This is a genomic window from Sphingobacterium prati (assembly GCF_013167215.1).
GTDB classification, from domain to species: domain Bacteria; phylum Bacteroidota; class Bacteroidia; order Sphingobacteriales; family Sphingobacteriaceae; genus Sphingobacterium; species Sphingobacterium prati.
Map to the genome: position 1 here is coordinate 1049529 of NZ_JABJWY010000034.1, position 18042 is coordinate 1067570.

At 39.0% G+C, this 18042-nt stretch carries 17 protein-coding genes; 11 read left to right on the plus strand and 6 right to left on the minus strand.

The window, feature by feature from the left end; genetic code table 11:
- Positions 1-119 precede the first annotated feature (119 nt).
- A complete protein-coding gene (locus HPC41_RS14770) occupies positions 120-494 on the plus strand; it encodes a nuclear transport factor 2 family protein (protein WP_172394726.1) in 375 nt (124 codons plus the stop codon).
- 18 nt (positions 495-512) lie between these two features.
- Here HPC41_RS14770 and HPC41_RS14775 read toward each other — a convergent pair whose 3' ends face one another.
- Positions 513-1511 carry a hypothetical protein gene (locus tag HPC41_RS14775; RefSeq protein ID WP_172394727.1) on the minus strand — a complete coding sequence of 333 codons (999 nt, stop codon included), beginning with the start codon at positions 1509-1511 and terminating at the stop codon, positions 513-515.
- 480 nt (positions 1512-1991) lie between these two features.
- Between HPC41_RS14775 and HPC41_RS14780 the strand changes: the two genes are divergently transcribed.
- Together HPC41_RS14780 and HPC41_RS14785 are read left to right on the plus strand one after the other, a co-directional pair.
- On the plus strand, positions 1992-2360 hold the full coding sequence (locus HPC41_RS14780; RefSeq protein WP_172394978.1) for a TonB-dependent receptor domain-containing protein: 369 nt from the start codon (positions 1992-1994) through the stop codon (positions 2358-2360).
- Positions 2361-2426: 66 nt separating this feature from the next.
- Positions 2427-2696 (plus strand): hypothetical protein, encoded by a 270-nt coding sequence (locus tag HPC41_RS14785; protein WP_172394728.1) that lies wholly within the window; start codon positions 2427-2429, stop codon positions 2694-2696.
- An 83-nt stretch (positions 2697-2779) separates the two neighbouring features.
- On the opposite strand, the gene HPC41_RS14790 is transcribed toward HPC41_RS14785, so the two are convergent.
- Complete coding sequence (locus HPC41_RS14790; protein ID WP_172394729.1) at positions 2780-2968, minus strand: hypothetical protein; 189 nt, start codon at positions 2966-2968, stop codon at positions 2780-2782.
- A 509-nt stretch (positions 2969-3477) separates the two neighbouring features.
- On the opposite strand from HPC41_RS14790, the gene HPC41_RS14795 reads away from it, so the two are divergent.
- Entirely contained in the window at positions 3478-4053 is a 576-nt protein-coding gene (locus HPC41_RS14795) for a Crp/Fnr family transcriptional regulator (protein ID WP_172394730.1), read from the plus strand.
- Between the two features lie 117 nt (positions 4054-4170).
- A complete protein-coding gene (locus tag HPC41_RS14800) occupies positions 4171-4866 on the plus strand; it encodes a type 1 glutamine amidotransferase domain-containing protein (RefSeq protein WP_172394731.1) in 696 nt (231 codons plus the stop codon).
- Positions 4867-5034: 168 nt separating this feature from the next.
- Here HPC41_RS14800 and ligD read toward each other — a convergent pair whose 3' ends face one another.
- Positions 5035-7743, minus strand: coding sequence for a DNA ligase D (gene ligD / locus HPC41_RS14805; RefSeq protein WP_172394732.1), 2709 nt, complete (start codon positions 7741-7743; stop codon positions 5035-5037).
- A gap of 403 nt (positions 7744-8146) precedes the next feature.
- On the opposite strand from ligD, the gene HPC41_RS14810 reads away from it, so the two are divergent.
- A complete protein-coding gene (locus HPC41_RS14810) occupies positions 8147-8914 on the plus strand; it encodes a DUF4382 domain-containing protein (protein ID WP_172394733.1) in 768 nt (255 codons plus the stop codon).
- A gap of 126 nt (positions 8915-9040) precedes the next feature.
- On the opposite strand, the gene HPC41_RS14815 is transcribed toward HPC41_RS14810, so the two are convergent.
- Complete coding sequence (locus HPC41_RS14815) at positions 9041-11488, minus strand: PIG-L family deacetylase (protein WP_172394734.1); 2448 nt, start codon at positions 11486-11488, stop codon at positions 9041-9043.
- A 339-nt stretch (positions 11489-11827) separates the two neighbouring features.
- On the opposite strand from HPC41_RS14815, the gene HPC41_RS14820 reads away from it, so the two are divergent.
- The 3 genes from HPC41_RS14820 (at position 11828) to HPC41_RS14830 (ending at position 14287) form a co-directional block, all read left to right on the plus strand.
- Positions 11828-12859, plus strand: a complete 1032-nt coding sequence (locus HPC41_RS14820; RefSeq protein WP_172394735.1) for a fatty acid desaturase — start codon at positions 11828-11830, stop codon at positions 12857-12859.
- Positions 12860-13397: 538 nt separating this feature from the next.
- On the plus strand, positions 13398-13697 hold the full coding sequence (locus HPC41_RS14825; RefSeq protein WP_172394736.1) for a hypothetical protein: 300 nt from the start codon (positions 13398-13400) through the stop codon (positions 13695-13697).
- 122 nt (positions 13698-13819) lie between these two features.
- Positions 13820-14287 (plus strand): PA2169 family four-helix-bundle protein, encoded by a 468-nt coding sequence (locus HPC41_RS14830; protein ID WP_172394737.1) that lies wholly within the window; start codon positions 13820-13822, stop codon positions 14285-14287.
- A gap of 78 nt (positions 14288-14365) precedes the next feature.
- On the opposite strand, the gene HPC41_RS14835 is transcribed toward HPC41_RS14830, so the two are convergent.
- Both HPC41_RS14835 and HPC41_RS14840 read right to left on the minus strand, forming a co-directional pair.
- Complete coding sequence (locus tag HPC41_RS14835) at positions 14366-14623, minus strand: hypothetical protein (RefSeq protein WP_172394738.1); 258 nt, start codon at positions 14621-14623, stop codon at positions 14366-14368.
- 365 nt (positions 14624-14988) lie between these two features.
- The gene (locus HPC41_RS14840; RefSeq protein WP_172394739.1) at positions 14989-15495 is read right to left on the minus strand and encodes a pyridoxamine 5'-phosphate oxidase family protein; all 507 of its coding nucleotides are present in this window, start codon (positions 15493-15495) and stop codon (positions 14989-14991) included.
- A gap of 329 nt (positions 15496-15824) precedes the next feature.
- Between HPC41_RS14840 and HPC41_RS14845 the strand changes: the two genes are divergently transcribed.
- Positions 15825-17081, plus strand: coding sequence for a putative DNA modification/repair radical SAM protein (locus tag HPC41_RS14845; protein ID WP_172394740.1), 1257 nt, complete (start codon positions 15825-15827; stop codon positions 17079-17081).
- A complete protein-coding gene (locus HPC41_RS14850) occupies positions 17078-17833 on the plus strand; it encodes a TIGR03915 family putative DNA repair protein (RefSeq protein WP_172394741.1) in 756 nt (251 codons plus the stop codon). Before HPC41_RS14845 ends, HPC41_RS14850 begins: the two co-directional genes overlap by 4 nt.
- The last annotated feature ends 209 nt before the right edge of the window (positions 17834-18042 follow it).

Below are 18042 nucleotides of genomic sequence, written 5' to 3' on the forward strand. Positions count from 1 at the left end.
GTGGTCAGCGGCTCCATTTATTTAATAGGGTGCCTATAAAATGTTAGAAACTACGTATATTGATTTAACTTTTTTGAAATATTTCTAATATTGCTATTTGAGAATTATCCATATATATTATGAATACTACACAATCTGATTCTTATCAACCCATATTGCTAGCTCAGCATTGGATAGATGCATGGAACCAACATGATTTAGATGCAATTATGCAGCATTACAGCGAAAACATTAATTTTTGTTCACCTGTCATTCAAAAAATGGGAGTCAATACGGCCGGCTGCATAAACAATAAACACGAGTTACAAACATATTTCCAGAAAGCCCTTGAAAAATACCCGGATTTACATTTTGAGCTTGTCCATATACTCGAAGGAGTCAACTCGATAGTCCTCTTTTATAAAAGTGTCAATAATTCCTTATCGGCAGAATATATGGAACTGGATCAACAAGGTAAAGTGTGCAGGGTATCCGCACATTATAAAGGACTGTAACGATACACACTGTTATCATTAATTATTTTCCTCCTCACGAACAAGAAAATCATAAGAATACCAGAACTTCAACGGTGAAAAATCGTCCAGGTTTCGCATTGAATAGCTTATGGGAAAATCAAATGAATTGCTTTGTTTTTCAAACTCTTTCTTAAATTCTTTTATCAGTTTCATTATTCCCTGTAAACCACTTTCACGCCTGATAAAGCTTTCCTTTCTACCACCACGTAAATAAATCAACAGGTCTGAAGCATTTAAGATGTTTTCTTCATCCTCACTCAGTCGTTGACCATCCAACAATTTATCAAGTACGTTTTTAAAATCAATTCGCGGATAATCACTTTCGCCCATCATTATCACATGTGTACCATAGTTCACTACATTCGTGTAATATGGATTAATTCCCGCTTGCTTTAACTGCGAAACATCGCTCCTGCTAAAGGCAGACGAAAACTCATTGATTTCCGCTATTAATGAAAATGCAATATTTTCGCTACGCATCAGACAACTATATGCTCTTTTGATTGTTGTTGAATCATTGTGTTCAGTAAGCCTTAAAACACTATCTACGTCAGGACTATTATTGAGGTGATAGCGGATCGACTCATAATCAAAAAAATCTGTGATAGAAAAACCCGACTTAACCGCTTCGGCATTTTTATTTTTACGGGCATAGGAACGAATTCCCTCGAAGGTTGGAGTAATTTTGGAACCTGAAATAGCAGAAGCCGTTGGTACTATTGTTATTTTGAAAGGTTTATAGCGCCCACGCAAGGATGTCAACTCTACTGTAGGCATAGTATCTTTCAATCCCCACACCGTCCCTAAATAAAAATTTTTGTCTATGGTTTGGTCCACATAGATCTGGTTTACCGAAAAACCGACAGAACGACCAATAAATTGAAACTTCTTAGATAATGCGCCACCGTCGATCTCCATAGAATCTGGGTCAACTTCTTCCTTGTCACAACTGGACAATACGAATAAACCGAGCAACAATACAAAAAGGTATTTCATAATTCAAAAATTACTCGTTCCCAAAAAGTCAAAAATATTCCCATGTTAAAAGCAGGAAGGCTAAAGGCTTTTGGTTCTTTATCAAAGATATATAAAAATACCTATCCATCCTATATAAAATTCAGAATAACAAAGGAATAAGATAAAAATTTTCCTAACGACAGTACATAATCATGCTGATCACCACCGAACCAATGAGAGACAAAGATCTCACGAATCAAAATTCATAAAATAAAAGCCGCTGGAATGGGGAATCCCAAGCGGCTTTCTTCTAACCTAATGAAAAACATCATACCTTGATCGGTACTGTGTTGATCTCCTAATTCCAAATATATCAGGTCTATTTCTTAATATACCTTGCCAATTACAATTCGCATACTGTTATTTACGATTCGTAAGCCCTGTACTATTTGTAGCCTATTCTATTAATGTGGTAAAACTCCCGAATCGAGGGTTACGGATAACCAAGGAAACCAGACTCTGACTGAAAACAAACCAGCTGGCCTAAAGATAGACAAAGCATGGTCTCCAAAATTTGCTTTGATTCATCAACATATTTCAAGTTCGAGCATTTTTGTAACTTACGCGAGTAACTTTGAAGTCAGCACTGAATACGACCGAGAGTATCGTTCATTAGGTCCTTCTATTATCGACCAATATGAATTTGGCGTAAAAAATGAATTTATGAATGGCCGTTTAACAGCAAATGCATCTGTATATAGAATTAAAAATAATAGGTTTGCGCAATCCGTTATCTCAGAAGATAGCAGCATCAAAGATACTCAAATGAAGGAGTTTACTGGAGAAACAACATCAGTTGGTATAGCGTTGGATTTACGGGGACAATGAACAGAAGGACTGAATATTATAGCTGGTTATAGCTATAATTTTAGGAGATATACAAAGACCATTGAGATGGGAAATGCTGAAGGAGAAAGACAGGTCGGATCTACGAACAATACGAAGGCAAATATCAGAGACGGCTTAAATCGTCTGATTTCTGTCAGTCCATTTACTACCATTGACTTTTCGGCCGGATACGCCTACAAAAATTGGAGTATTCTTGGAAAATTGTCCAATATCACTGTTGCATTTAATTATTACATCCACGAAAATTATAGCGTGAATCCAATTGCGCCGTGCAGTTTTATGGCAACACTTGCGTATAAATTCGAAAAAAGATAATTTTCTATTAACAAAACACGGAGCTTTAACCCAAGGGCTCCGCGTTTGTCGATCTAATTTTTGAATCCCCAATCACAGAATTTTTAGATCTCATTTTTTTTTCTTTTTATCAGATCGGCAGATAAAAAAGCTGTAACGCTCGCTGCAACCAATGCAGAAATACCAATATTCATTGTACTGATCAGAATGTGATCGGAAAGGGAATATTTTATGCTATAATAAGTAAAAGTATAGCTAATCAAATAAACGATAAAGGCTTTAATAATTTCCATAATATTAATACTGGGATTCAGCTACATCAATTCCTAGATCAAATATAAAGAGCCTTTTATACTTATTTCATTTTGCTTACAATTCGTATTACTTGATTTATGATTCGCAGTTTTAACAGCACGTTTTTTCTGTAAGATCCATGGTCTGCTCAGCTAACGGTTATAATAAAAAACACCCGATAGCATGGGGTACTCCGGGTGTTTTAGCCATATTATTAACCTATTTTATGAAAAGTGCCCGTGATGGGCAACACTAAAGTAGAAAAAAACTTTGTATAAACAAAATAAAAAGTAAAAAAATTAGATTTTCAATCCCAGCTAAACCGGTTAAACATCCTATTTTAGACGAATACTTAATCTTCGTTCTCCTCCACAAGCTGATATATTACATTCTTTTCTGTCCAGTTTATCTGCTGTATTACCAATATGTAGATACGCACAAAAGTATAGACGCCAGGTTGTGATTACTAGATTTTGTTTAATTTTAGTCCATTCAATAATTGTAAGCTATGACCTATCGCGAAATTCTCAGGCAACATATCAACAAGACCGTCCTATTAAATGACGAACAGTTCGATTATTTCTTTTCCTTTTTCAAACCAATATCATTTAAAAGGAAACAGTCGATAATTAACATTGGCGATAAGGTAGAATGCGAATATTTTGTCCTAAATGGCTGCCTGAAAACTTTTGTAATCAATGATGAACAAAAGATGCATATCCTACAATTCGCTACGCAGACATGGTGGGCATCTGATTACAATGCTTTGCACAACAATACAAGAGCAACAGTCAACCTAGATTGTGTAAGCGATGCAGACACACTTTGTTTGTCGGGAGAGGACCGTGAACATGTATGCAAAGAAATCCATGAGGTGGAAACATTTTTAAGGTGGCGTTCCAATAAAGGTTATATAGGATTGCAAAAGAGAATTTTGTCCTTGCTAAACAATGATGCCCGCAGCCGTTATGAGGAACTAATGCTGCAATATCCCGAACTCTATAATCTTGTTCCCAAACAGTTGATTGCAGCTTATCTTGGAGTTTCCCGTGAGACACTCAGCAGGCTCTACCAAGCTAAATAATGTGATGTAGATCAAAAAAGCAAAACCATTCCCTAAAATGTGATGTATATCACATAAGGATCTGACAATTTATATCCTACTTTGTGTGATCGTTTAGAAAATTAAATATTCTTAAAAATGAAAAAAGAGAACTTAAAGGTATTGGTCGTGCTGACCTCACACGACCAATTGGGAGATACAGGAAATAAAACAGGTTTTTGGATAGAAGAGTTTGCAGCACCCTATTATGTTATGGCTGATGCGGGTATCGACATCACGATCGCTTCGCCAAAAGGTGGACAACCACCAATAGATCCAAAAAGTGCACTTCCTGATTTCCAGACAGCAGCAACAAAGCGCTTCGATGCAGATAACGAACTTCAGAGCAAATTGGCCAACAGTGTGCCTTTATCTGAGGTTAATGAACAAGATTACGACGCAATTTTCTTTCCAGGCGGCCACGGTCCACTCTGGGATCTTGCAAATGACAAAACTTCGATTTCTTTAATTGAGGCATTCTGGAGACACGATAAACCTGTAGCTGCCGTATGTCACGCTCCTGGAGTATTTCGATTTGTAAAGAATCCTGACGGCCGTCCACTGGTTCAAGGCAAAAAAGTTACCGGCTTTTCTAATTCCGAAGAGGACGCTGTACAGTTGACAGATGTTGTCCCTTTCCTAGTTGAAGATGAATTGATCAATCTTGGCGGCCAGTATAGTAAAGGTGATGATTGGAGCAGTCATGTGGTTAAAGATGGTAAGCTGATCACTGGCCAAAATCCTGGTTCATCAGAAGAGACTGCAAAAGAACTATTGGCCCTTCTGAAGCAATAACATCAAAACTGTTAAAACATTGGACAGCGGAGGTAAATCATCGATTCGATTTACCTTCGCTGTTCAATTGCGATATTTATCTAACGGCATTTTATAACTGTTCCCTATGAAAGGTCATGATGTTCAAGGATGTTCTAAAATCAATAGGTTACTATTGTTTCAGTCCCCTTATTCCCGATCTATAGCATGTGCATTGACTATTTTTTTTAAGTCAATCCCTTTGCCCAATACAGGTTTAAAAATATCACCCACTGTATTTATCCGTTCAATCGCGTTAAAAATAGTAAAATCGGTCATCTTAAGCCCTTTCTTTACCTCGTCCCAGTGGAGCGGCGTGGACACGGTAGCTCCTGGTTTGGGCCGGACCGAATAGACCGATGCAATCGTCGCGTGAGGTCTGTTTTGAAGAAAATCTAAGTACATCTTTCCTTTGCGGTCACGTACAGTACGTTCGAGGCTAGTATAAGCTGGTATTTCAGCATGCACCAAAGTCACGATGATACGTGCAAACTCTTTAGCCTGATCATAGGTATATTTGTTTCCCAAAGGAATATAGATATGGAGCCCTGTAGAACCACTTGTTTTGCAATAACTAGGCACGCCCATGTTATCCAGAATTTGTTTAGTCACCTGTGCTGCTTCAATCACCTGATCGAAAGAGTTTTTATCCGGATCCAGGTCAATGATACAGTAGGTTGGATAATCCGGCTTTTTGACTGTACTATTCCAAGGATTCATTTCTATACAACCGAGATTGGCCATGTATAATAAAGTTGCTTCATCCTTCCCGACGAGATAATGTCTATCCCGATTATCCGCTTCACTTTGATATAAATAAAGTTCAGCCCAATCCGGCGCGGTATCAGTGACATCTTTAAAATAGAATCCCTCCCCATTGATACCATTAGGGAATCGATTCATACTTTGCGGTCTACCTTTCAGGTATGGTAATATAAAAGGTGCAGCTTGATCGTAATAATTGATAAGATCGCGTTTGGTAATCTTTTCTTTAGGCCAAAAAATCTTATTAAGATTAGTAAATTTAAGTTCATGCTTATTGATCTTTTTCACCTGATTTTTCTCTTCCGAGTTTAACAGCGTCCTGCGTTCTACAGCAGACCGTGATTTAATCGGAGCATTCATTTTATCTGCAACGACTTGTTGCGTGGGCTCTTCCTGTTCAAGCATCACTTTCTTTGGATCCTTATCTTCCCGCATGCCATCAAATGAAGGGTGCCGCATAACACCGTCATTCGTCATTTCTGTAAAACTGACCTCACAGATCAATTCAGGACGCAGCCATGTCACTGAAGCATGTGGTGGATTGGGGCGGAAGCGTGAAGGTTTGTTGACATCAGGTTCATCCGCAAAAGGTGTCTTTTCTGTTATCAATGGCTTAAATAGTACCATCAATTCCTTTTGTAACTTGGCATTATAGCCAGTCCCCACCTTACCCGTATAAATGAGTTTTTTACCTTTATATACACCTACAAGCAGACTACTAAATACCTTACTAGAATCATCATTTAGGGTATAACCTCCAATAACAACTTCCTGGCGCTTATTGGCCTTGACTTTCAACCAGTCATGGGAACGGTTATTGGCGTGATAGATACTATCTTTTCGCTTCGCCATCATTCCTTCTAAACCCATTTTTTTTGCTTCTTTCAGAAAATCAATTCCAGAAGTATCAAAATGCTCACTAAAAAGGATTTGTTCATTTTGCGGAAGAATCTCTTTTAAGATTGCTTTTCTTTCAAGAAGTGACAGTTCCTTTAAGTCTTTACCTTCATACCACAAAATATCAAATACATAATAGACGAGATCCCCATCCGCTTCACTGCGCCAATTCTGAAGGGCGCCAAAATTTGCCATACCACTTTTAGTCAACACAACCACCTCTCCATCTAAAACTGCATTGAGTTTTATTTCCTTGAGTTTATCGTATATGGGGTAAAATTTTTCATTGAAACTCTTGTCATTTCGGGACTTTAATTCCACCTGCCCTTTGTTCATAAAAGCGATGGTCCTATAACCGTCCCATTTCACCTCATATACCCAATCTGCATTATCAAACGGCTGGTCCACCAATGTGGCCAACATAGGCTCAATATGTGTATAAAAAGCTTCATTTGATAATTTCTTCAACAGTTTACCTGCTCCCTTAGCAGTCCCCGTTTTTTTTGGGGGCTGCTTTTCAAGCTGATCGCTGACGATTTCAACGGCTTTTTTCGTTGCACTGTGTTGGTCTTTTAATGTAGTATCTTTTTTTATTATGTTTTCACCATATACCTTGTCGGGTGATTTTTCCATCTGTGTGATGGTCTTACCGGAGATAACGGATTTATCCTTTTTTGTGATATCCTTATCGCTGGCATATCTATCCTCAAGTTTCATCAGCAACCAGCCATTGTCTCCCCTTCCATAGGCTTTCACCAGCGCAAATTCTCCTTTCAGCTTTTCTCCATTCAGTTTGAATTTGAGCTTCCCTGAGTAGAGCTGGTGTCTGAGATTTTTGTCCATTGCAGCAATATCATCCTTCGGCCCTTCTACGGGCTCATAAGTTCCTTCGTCCCAAACGATCACTGTCCCTCCCCCATACTGACCCTGGGGTATAATTCCTTCGAAATGTCGATAATCATATGGATGATCTTCCACCATCATGGCGAGACGCTTAATATTCGGATCCATAGAAGGCCCCTTTGGTACAGCCCAGCTTTTCAGCACGCCATCCATTTCAAGGCGGAAGTCATAATGCAAATGAGAAGCATCATGTTTCTGAACAACAAATCTTAATTCTTTGCCGCTCGGCTTACCACCGAAAGGTTCAGGTGTTTTTTCAGCAGCCCGTTTTTCTTTATATTTCGTTAATCCCATAGCACTATTTGTTTATAATAAATAATGTCAATCATAACACAACGCTGCAGCTAAAAAGGTTTAAATAAACAAAACATATTTTAAAAATAAGACCTGTGCTCATCGTGCTAAAGTATCCTAATTGCAGCTATTCTTCCATATCACTATACCTGCCCGCTCGATAGCAACTGAACCGGTATTCTCTCGATCTATTTGCCGTTGGCCCAATAAGCATTAGACCACAATTTTTTCAAATTGACCACAATCTCTGAGTATATGGCCCTAAAAATGGCCCGTAGCGTATTTAAACAGTTTTAAATTACATTCGTTATTCAAAATAACATCTACCAAAAATACTGTAATATTATAGATACAATCAGCATGGCACAGCATTTGTGTAAGCCTTCGTTATAAGGTACTAACTATGAAAATAAATTTAATTTTTACTGCATTGACAGCCGCAGCGTTGTTAGGCAGTTGTAGTAAGGATGATAACCAATCCACACAAACAACCCCTGTTACCATTAAGATAACTGATGCTCCTGGTTATTATGATGCAATTCATCTGAATATTGATGAAATCGAGATCCGTACAAGTTCAGGTAGCGAAAGTCTTGATGTCGACGGCAACCCATTTAACATTCTTGAATATACAATGGGGAAAGACACGGTGATTGCAGGAGATGATGTTCCATCAGGTATGATTCAGGAAATAAGATTAAAACTTGAAGATGAGGGAAATGAAATTTGGGTTGATGGAGTTCGTCATCCGCTAAAAACTCCTAGCGGACAATCTTCAGGTGTTAAGATAAAAGTGCAAGACGAATTGATTCCAAATGTCGCCTATACCCTTTTACTTGATTTTGATGCGTCGAAATCGATCGTACAGACAGGCAATGGCCAATACTTGCTTAAACCTGTCATCCGTGCAATTCCTGTAGCAACTTCTGGAGCAATTACAGGCACTGTTAATCCCGCTGCTTCACTGGCGCATGTTTTCGCCATAAACGGAGTAGATACCGTTGGAACGTTGGCGAATTCGGCAGGAAAATTCTATTTCCCGGGTATGTCAGAAGGCACTTACAAAATCGTTATTCAACCGACCGTATCAGGATATGTAGACAAAACCATTGAAGATGTTCAAGTGGTAAAAGGAAGCGTTGAAGATTTAGGTACTATTTCAGTCCAATAAAAAACATTGGTAAATATGGAGTCTATTTTTGTTATATCTCAGAAGAGCTTAGCGCTTTTCTGCACATTGTAGCAAATATAGGCTCCCTTTTATTTACCATATAACATTTTATTTTCATTGATCTAATCAGCTACCGATAGACAACATATTAGCAAAAAGCCTATATGCTCCAGCCACACCAGCAGGAAGCTGTCTAAATAAGGACAGACTGCTATAGATGTAGTACCCCCTCCCCTTCTTATTGACAAGCAATAATCCATCTACGTTTTTCCCATCGGAATTTTGAGTGCGCAATATTGGCATAAATCCGCTCGTCCAATCTTGTGGGAAAAACAATGCGCGATCCTGTACCCAATTGGCAAAATCGTGTTGTACAATTTTATTTGGATAATTCAAGAGCCGATGAGTAGGCTCCAAGAAGCTAATATTTGATTCGGCGTCGCAAATCCGTTCGCTCGAAACCGTTAAAGGGCATATGCCGACTTCTCCTACAGATAGATCATAGGGTGTATGATATTGATTGATCAAGACGCCCCCAGCTTCGACGTATTCCAGCAATTGTCTATGAGAAGCCGCTAAATCTGGATCAGTGTTGTAAATTCGAATACCCAAAACCACAGCATCAAAAGCTGACAGGTCCCTATCTTTCAATTCAACAGGAGAAATCAGTTCCAAATGATTCACGAGCTGGTTCAGACTTGCAACAAGTCCATCATTTTTACCTGCGATATAAGCGATTCGACTAGCTGTGTTTGCAACCGAACTATTTAAAACCCGTAAAACAGCCGGAGGATAATATACCACCTCTTCAATATGGGGGTAATTGACCGATTTAAAACTATTTTGATGGACGCCATAAGCAGTTTCGATCTCGAAACCAATCTGTTGCACACTTTCAGTATGTTCAAGTGAAGTTAATTGGAAATGGATTTTTTTGGAAGCATTGCCTTGAATGACTATCGTCTGTTCTTTTGGAAACAATTCCAGTCCTTCCGTCCCTGTTAACCTCACGCAAATTGATTCTACAGTAGGCACATTGGATTGCAGTTCCAGCGAAACAGAACGACTTGTAAAATCCGCTAAAACAATAATATCTGTATCGAAAGCCCCAGTAAATGCAGGAGAAATAATCACTGGCTTATTATTGTTCAATACAGGTACACAAATTGCTATGGATAGGCCTGCAAACTGCAACTGTAATTGTGCTACGATTGGATTATCCTGTTGGGAAAGTACAATATCGCTGAAAGACTGGGGAGAATATCGGCCCCGGCTCCCCTTCTCCTTTAACCAAGCTGGAAATGAGGGACCAATGGATTGACTGAGACGGCCAGTAATTTCAACCCGCTCTGTCTGCGACAATCGATAAGGCTGAAAATATGCTGTCTCAAAAAAGGGAACTGTTACACTGGTCAAAACCAAATCGGAGTCCTGTGGTATATTCGCCTGCAAAGATAAGGTTACATTGGTACCCGGTATCCACCTGTCGTCCGTAGAATAGATTTCAAAAGATACCCCGAGTGAACGAATCAAAAGCAGCTCCAGATCAGTCTGCTTTTCATAGATCACACTATTGTTTGGTACGGTTTTCAACCAGCGCAAAATTGTCGCTATTGCCAATGAAAATTCAAGGTTATCTTCCTGAGAATGCTTCACCAACAAGCCGTCAATTAGCTCCTTAAAGACCGGAATATACTGGTCTGGAGTTTCCGTCGGGCTAAATAAAGAATTCGTTACTGTTGTATCAATAGGTTCTCCTTTCAATAATTCAAAATATTCAACGGAGGGTGTATATTGTATTAGACTAGCCATCGCCTGGGAGCGATGGTTATTGCGGCTTTCGGCAGCTATTTTTCCATAATGCAAACCCGAATAGCGATTATACACAGGAATATCAAGCGAAAAGTGCTCAGGTAATGGCGTCACTCTACCGCCGATATCTTTCACACCACTTTCCTGATAGACATTCCATAGGAGACGTTGTGCCTTCCACACAGACAGCTCCTCTAATTGTTCAGGATATGCCAGCGGATCCGCCGCAAGATCATAGGCCACTTCGGTCAAGATTGCTGAGCTCTGGTGATGTCCGTGGAGATCCGCAATATTCGGCGAAAATCGTGTAATGATGATGTTTGGGCGAAAGTAACGGATTGTCCAAACCATATCAGCAAGTACCGCTTGCTTATCCCATAGGTACAAGGTCTCGTCTACAGATTCTACAAATCCAAAGTCTTTGGCACGTGTAAAAAATTGTCTTGTTCCCTCCACCTCCCGCGCAGATAAACATTCTTGTACACGGAGTATACCAAGTTCGCTTTCCTTTTCCGTACCTATAAAATTCTGTCCCCCTTCGCCCCGTGTAAGGGATAAATAGGCCGCATCGACAAGTTGCTCCTGCGCAAAATATGTTAATAACTTATTATTCTCATCATCTGGATGGGCACCAACATATAAAACGCGACCAAAAACCTTCAGCTTGCTTAGCTCGCGCATAAAACCATTGTAGCTCTTCTGCGAAGAAATTCTGTTTAAGAACTGCTGACCGGTTTTTTGTTTGAGAAATCGTAATGCCATATCCATCTATTCTACTAAGCTCGTTGGCCAAATATAGGAATAATTTCACAAAGACTACTAATTCCATAGATTTTATTGTAATATTAAAACAAATGCAGCTGAATCCTTGGCAGAACATTCATTACATGTCAAAATAACCGTTTAGATTTCAATGTATTCTTTCCTTTTTGGATTATTCACACCGTAAGTTTCACGCATTGTTCTCTCTCATTTTATTGCTCAGTACAGCCTATAGCGTTAAATACATGTCGTTATATGTTAAACTTTTGAAATTAACACTTTTTAACTGATATATACCGTAGCTTAGCACTTTATCAACAATTAGAATCAACCCACAGAATGCCCTTTTTAGATCATGTGCTCCAGACTCCCAGCTACGGATGGAAAGACGACAACGGAGACCTTATTAAACCTAGTCCAAAACAAATATTTAGCGAATTTTTTAAAAGATTGAATGTCTTTAAAGACCAACGCAACTGGCTTCCCTTTTTTAGCTGGTTAAAAGTAGCTTGTCTTATTCCATTTTTCTTTGTTTTTCTCTTTGCTCACCTCAGCTGGTGGACAGTGCTGGCGGCTTTTATCTACAGTATGATCATTATGGGTACACACGGTACCATCTGGCATCATCGGTTTTCCACGCACGGTGCCTTTAAATTCAGTAATCCGTTTTGGCGTTTCTTTACACAAAACTTAACGATTAATGTTATACCCGAAGAGATTTATGTTATTTCACATCACGTACATCATGCAAAATCAGACCAACCTGGAGATCCATACAATGCGCAAGCTGGATTTCTATATTGCTTCTTGGCCGATGTCAACCACCAACCCATTGCCAAAGACCTGACTGAGAACTCCTATAACCGCGTCAAGTCACTTATGAAGCATACTGGCGTTAGAGGCAATAGTTATGAGCAATATCAAAAATGGGGTTCCTATGTTAATCCCATCCACGCAATCCTATCCTGGGTATTAAACTGGTCATTTTGGTATGCCGTATTCTTTCTGATCGGCGGCCATGCCTTAGCTTGTTGCTTATTTGGCGCAGCTGGGTTCTGGGCCGTAGGCGTACGTACATTTAATTATGAAGGCCATGCCAAAGGTGAAGATAAACAACGGGAAGGCATCGATTTCAATGAAAAGGATAAATCCATCAATCAACTTTGGCCAGGTATCGTGGCCGGAGAATGGCACAACAACCATCATCTCTACCCTAAAAGTGCACGTAGTGGTTTCAAGCCTTATCAGATTGACCTGGCTTGGTGTTACATCAAAATGATGCATAAATTAGGCGCTGTCAGCAGCTATCGGGACGACAAAAAAAGGTTCAATGAACAGTATCATAAGCCTTATCTTGATGCAAAAAAATAAATTTTTTAAAACAAAGAGCAAATAATAGGTATTAAGCCGACAAGGCTTAAAAACAAAAAACAGCTATCCTTTAGCTGTTTTTTGTTTTTAATGCACTAGGTTGATGGCTCATCTGCACAGAAAATCAGTACTAGTTTTACATACTTTTTTAAGGCCACCCACCAATCAGAAATCGCTGATTTTTTTTGACTTATGCCCTAATATACTAGGAAATATAACCGAACATTTTAATATTACCTTTTTCGTTTAAATATCTAACGTACCGACACGTAATCCCTTAGATAACGATCATCAGCTTGAAAGAAGCTCTCTTCCAAATGGAATTATCAACGCTATCCGTAAGCCCGCTACGCTCCATCCAACGACCTTACCCATGCTGATACGATACTCTTGGGAAGATTCATAACAAAGTTTACTTCCGCCCATAGTGAATAATCTAGTTATGTCGCAAAAAAAACAGGTAGAAAAATTCAGTATATTGAGTATTACTTCGGTCAACTATAGGGGCTCCTGTACAGTTCTATTTAAAAATCGTTGTATGAAAACACACATTAACCGACAAGTTGTGCATCCAGGTATGTTCATCTTTATCATGGCCACTATTCCCAATCCAGATCCAAGGGAACCCAGTCCCGACCTTACCGAACCGAGCGAAGGATATTCCTCGACAGACGAAGAAGATCGTATAGCAGATACTGAAGAAGACAATGAAGACCCCAATACGGATTTATCCGGTATTAAAGATGATCGCACTCATACCCCAGAAGAGGCTCAAGCCGATCAGGAGAAAAAAAATAATAATGATGAACCTGATCTTTCAGGCGAAATTAACGTTTAAAAATACAGTCATCGGGGGATGATACAAATACGTAAACACAGGTTAAATACGTGAATCTCATCCTTGACAAACGAAGCGGCCTATCGGTATGTTTTTCTATTAGAAATAAATCAAAATTAAATATGGAAAATAACATTAATAACCCAGCAATCATCAATGATATTATCAAGATCAATAACGATAGGATCGAAGGTTATAATAAAGCAATCGAATTGGCACACAGCCATGGTCTGCATGAATTGGAACCAGATTTTAGAAAATATATCGAGCAGTCGGAAACATTTATCGCAGAGTTGACACCTTATTTAGAACTGGAAGGAAAAGAACCTACGGATAGCACGATGTTGAGCGGAAAGCTATTTAGAGCGTGGATGAGTATCAAGGTTAATATCACTGGTAACGATAAAAAAAGCCTGCTGGAGAGCTGTGAAAAAGGTGAAGACGCTTTTAAAGCAACGTATAAAAAAGTGCTTGAAGAGGACACTGACGAGCTATCGCCTAATGTTAAAAATGTGTTGACTATACAGCTAAACAAGCAGCTCGAAGCGCACGACACGATAAAAATGCTGCGCGACAATGCTTCATTATAAGTAATCGTCGCTCCAGTTAGTAGCAAAACTTCTTCATAACACCGAAGCGTGAAAGCTTCGGTGTTGTCATTTTCGTAGTTATTTATTACTGAGGTTTCGAGATTTCAGCTCATTGTCGAGCGCTTCATCCGTTTTCTTCCACCGCATAAAAGCCCAAGCTCCCATGACGAGTAGCATAAATGTAAAAATTGTGATCCCTTTGTTAGCAATACCGTAAACAATCACCCCGGCACAAAACCCTACAAGAACAGCATTGATCAGTTTGTTACTTTTTTGCTTCTTTTTCCTTTCTAATAATTCTTGATCGGTCAATTCACTCAGTTCTTTCTCTTTCATAATATCAATATTTTGGTCAATATAGTATGACCAAATATACAAACTAAATAAGCAATTGCTGATCTCATCATATATATATTTAAATCGTATAGCGAATATTTTAAAATCCAACCACTTTTTCGGGGCTACACGAATTCGCAGTTACACCATTCTGCCTCAGCTAAATAGCTACGCACCACGAAATCAGTTAAAAAACCGATATAAGAGCAAAAAGTCTACATAACAATTTAAATAGACTTTTCGCTCTCTTTGTCCAAGGATTAGATCTCTTCTTCTGGTGGATATTCTTTTCCGGTTGAACTTTTTTAAAGGTCTGTACTTCTTTCAGAAGCAGTATCGAAGATGCGCTGATTTTAAGATCTGGTTTAGAGGTTTAAATCCCCCTCCCTTCCAATATCTTCAATATTTCCAGTTAGCGTTGCCTTTAACATGTTAAAGAGGTTAACAACCATGTTCGAATTTGAATCCCAATAATGTGCCTCCTGAGGAGATACGCACAACAATCTGATGTTAGGATCTTCTTTCCCTTTTTCAAACCAACCTTCCATCATTTTGTTCCAGTAACGATCGATCCTAGCCTGATCTCTGGACAGCTTAGCTGTACCATTAATACTTAAAAAGGTGTAATTTTTGGGATCAGCATAAAAGACCGAAACCCGTGGATCATTCTCAATATTCTTATACGTGTCGCTTTGCGCAGAGCATACATACCATATATTTCCCTGATTATCCACTTCTTGTCTACTCATCGGGACACCATGCGGATAGATGGATCCCTTACCAAAAGAGCAGATTGTGCCCACGTCGATCTGATCTACAATCGATTTCAACTTATCCAATGCTTCCTGATTGTTTATGTTTTTCTCTGCCATAGTATATTGTTTATTATTGAACAACTGCTCGTTCCAAATGGTTCAATTAACTTTTAACCCTTTATTGACATCAGAGAGTGAAATTAGCGAATAGTCTAATAAGCGAAATCATTAAAGTTCGCCAGCCAAAGGGAGGATGCATTATTAGGCATTTTGCGAAATATTATAACGTATCCACACAAAGAAATACTTAAAACATGTATTAGTAACATAATATTACCGCCAATCAGTTCAGCTAGCGGGATACTATGAAGTTTTATATTTATACGCTCTTATTGTTAAATACTAAAATAATTAGTAATTTTACCACTATTATTAAGATATTAATTATGTTCGGATTTGATGAGAAGTTGAGGATCTTAGCTGACGCAGCAAAATATGATGTTAGTTGCAGCTCGAGCGGAGGAAAACGAAAAAATAACGGCGGCGTCGGGGATGCATCAGCGAGTGGGATCTGCCATACCTACACCGAAGATGGGCGTTGTGTTTCTTTGTTGAAAATTTTGATGACCAACTCCTGCATTTACGATTGTTCATTTTGTGTCAGCAGGCGTAGCAATGATGTCCAACGCGCAGCATTTTCAGTCAAGGAAGTGGTCAATCTGACGATGAACTTTTACCGCAGGAATTATATTGAAGGACTCTTTCTGAGCTCCGGTATTTTCAAATCTGCGGATTATACGATGGAAAGGTTAATGCTAGTGGTAAAAAAACTTCGGACAGAAGAAAGGTTTAATGGATATATTCACCTAAAAGCTATTCCCGGAGCCAGCGAGTCGCTATTAAAGGAGGCAGGACTTTATGTGGATCGGATGAGTATCAATCTGGAGATTCCCACAGAAGAAGGATTAAAGCTTGTCGCTCCGGAAAAGGATCATAAATCGGTCCGTGAGCCTTTGGGAATTGTTCAAAATGAAATCCTCAACGTCCAACAGCATAAGAAGATTGATAAAAAAGCTCCACTATTTGTCCCAGCAGGTCAAAGTACACAGATGGTCATCGGTGCCACCCCGGAAACAGACCTACAGATTATGCAGACTGCCAATGAGTTTTATAAGGATTATCAGCTTAAGCGGGTTTATTATTCAGGTTATATACCGATCAACGCAACGGATAGCAGCCTTCCACAAATTGGTACTACCCCACCGTTGATACGTGAAAACAGATTGTATCAGACAGACTGGTTATTACGGTTCTATGGCTTCTCCTTGAATGAGATCCTAAACAACAAGCATCAGCAGCTTGAATTGGATATAGACCCCAAGCTGGCGTGGGCGTTGCGAAATCCTCAGTTTTTTCCGATCGATATCAATAGCGCCGATTATAGTTGGATTATTCGAATACCAGGAATAGGAAGACAATCTGCAAATAAAATCGTGCAGGCACGCAAATATGGAAAATTAAAAGAATTTCAATTGCGTAAACTCGGGATTGCTTTTAATAGGGCCAAATACTTTATGATTTGCCAGGACAGCATCGTGAGCGCCGGATTTCACTATCCCGAGCAGATCAAAAAATCCATTCTTGAATATAATCCCCGGCCTCAGTTAATCAATTCGCAAACGCAATTAACACTATTTTCATGAACTATATTTTCGATGGAAGTTATTGCGGCTATTTATGCTGTGTTTTTGAAGCTTTTGAACGAAAAGAATTCGATATTATACCGACAACACAACAATTAATGGTAGCCAATATCTTTTCCGAGAAACGTCAGATCTCCAGCTGTTCAAAGAAAGCTTCGCGTATCGTTACAGGGATGGAGAAAATAATTGGAAAACATAATGCAAAGCTATTTTATCATAATTTTCTAGTCGATAATTCATTGGAATGGACGAACGGATTTCGGCTTATCGTGGAGCTGTTTAAATCGCAGCATCTGGACATGCAAAATTATGGTAGACCAGACTTGCTTCGCCTACATCAAAGCATTAAGAAAATAAGCCGGGAGAGGCACAGGATGAAAGCATTTATACGATTTGTCAAATCCCATGACAACCTTTATACCGCTATTGTAGAACCAGATTTTAATGTTATTCCACTTGTTATCGATTTTTTCAGGAACCGCTTCGCCGATCAGCAATGGCTGATCTATGATATTCGGCGCAATTATGGTTTTTATTATAACGGACGCACCGTACACGAAGTATCCCATCATGGACAAGATATTCAGGATCCTAATTGCATTGAAGTCGACCTCGATCCCAAAGAAAAAGAATTCCAGCACCTTTGGAAGACCTATTTTAAAAGCACTACTATCGAATCCCGGAAGAATTTGAAATTGCATTTAAGACATGTCCCCAAACGATACTGGAAATATCTAGTTGAAAAGATTTAAGTGCTTATTGCCCGTAATAAATTAGCGATCTATTTATATCACTTAGATCCACCAAACAATTTGCTAATAATCCAGATAATAATTGCTACTACAACCACTACCATTAATATACCGGACCAAACACCGGCTTTAAATATGCCTTCTATCGCGGCACAGCTAGAAACGAGTACTAGTAAACTCGACATTAAAGTAAAAGGAATTATTCTTTT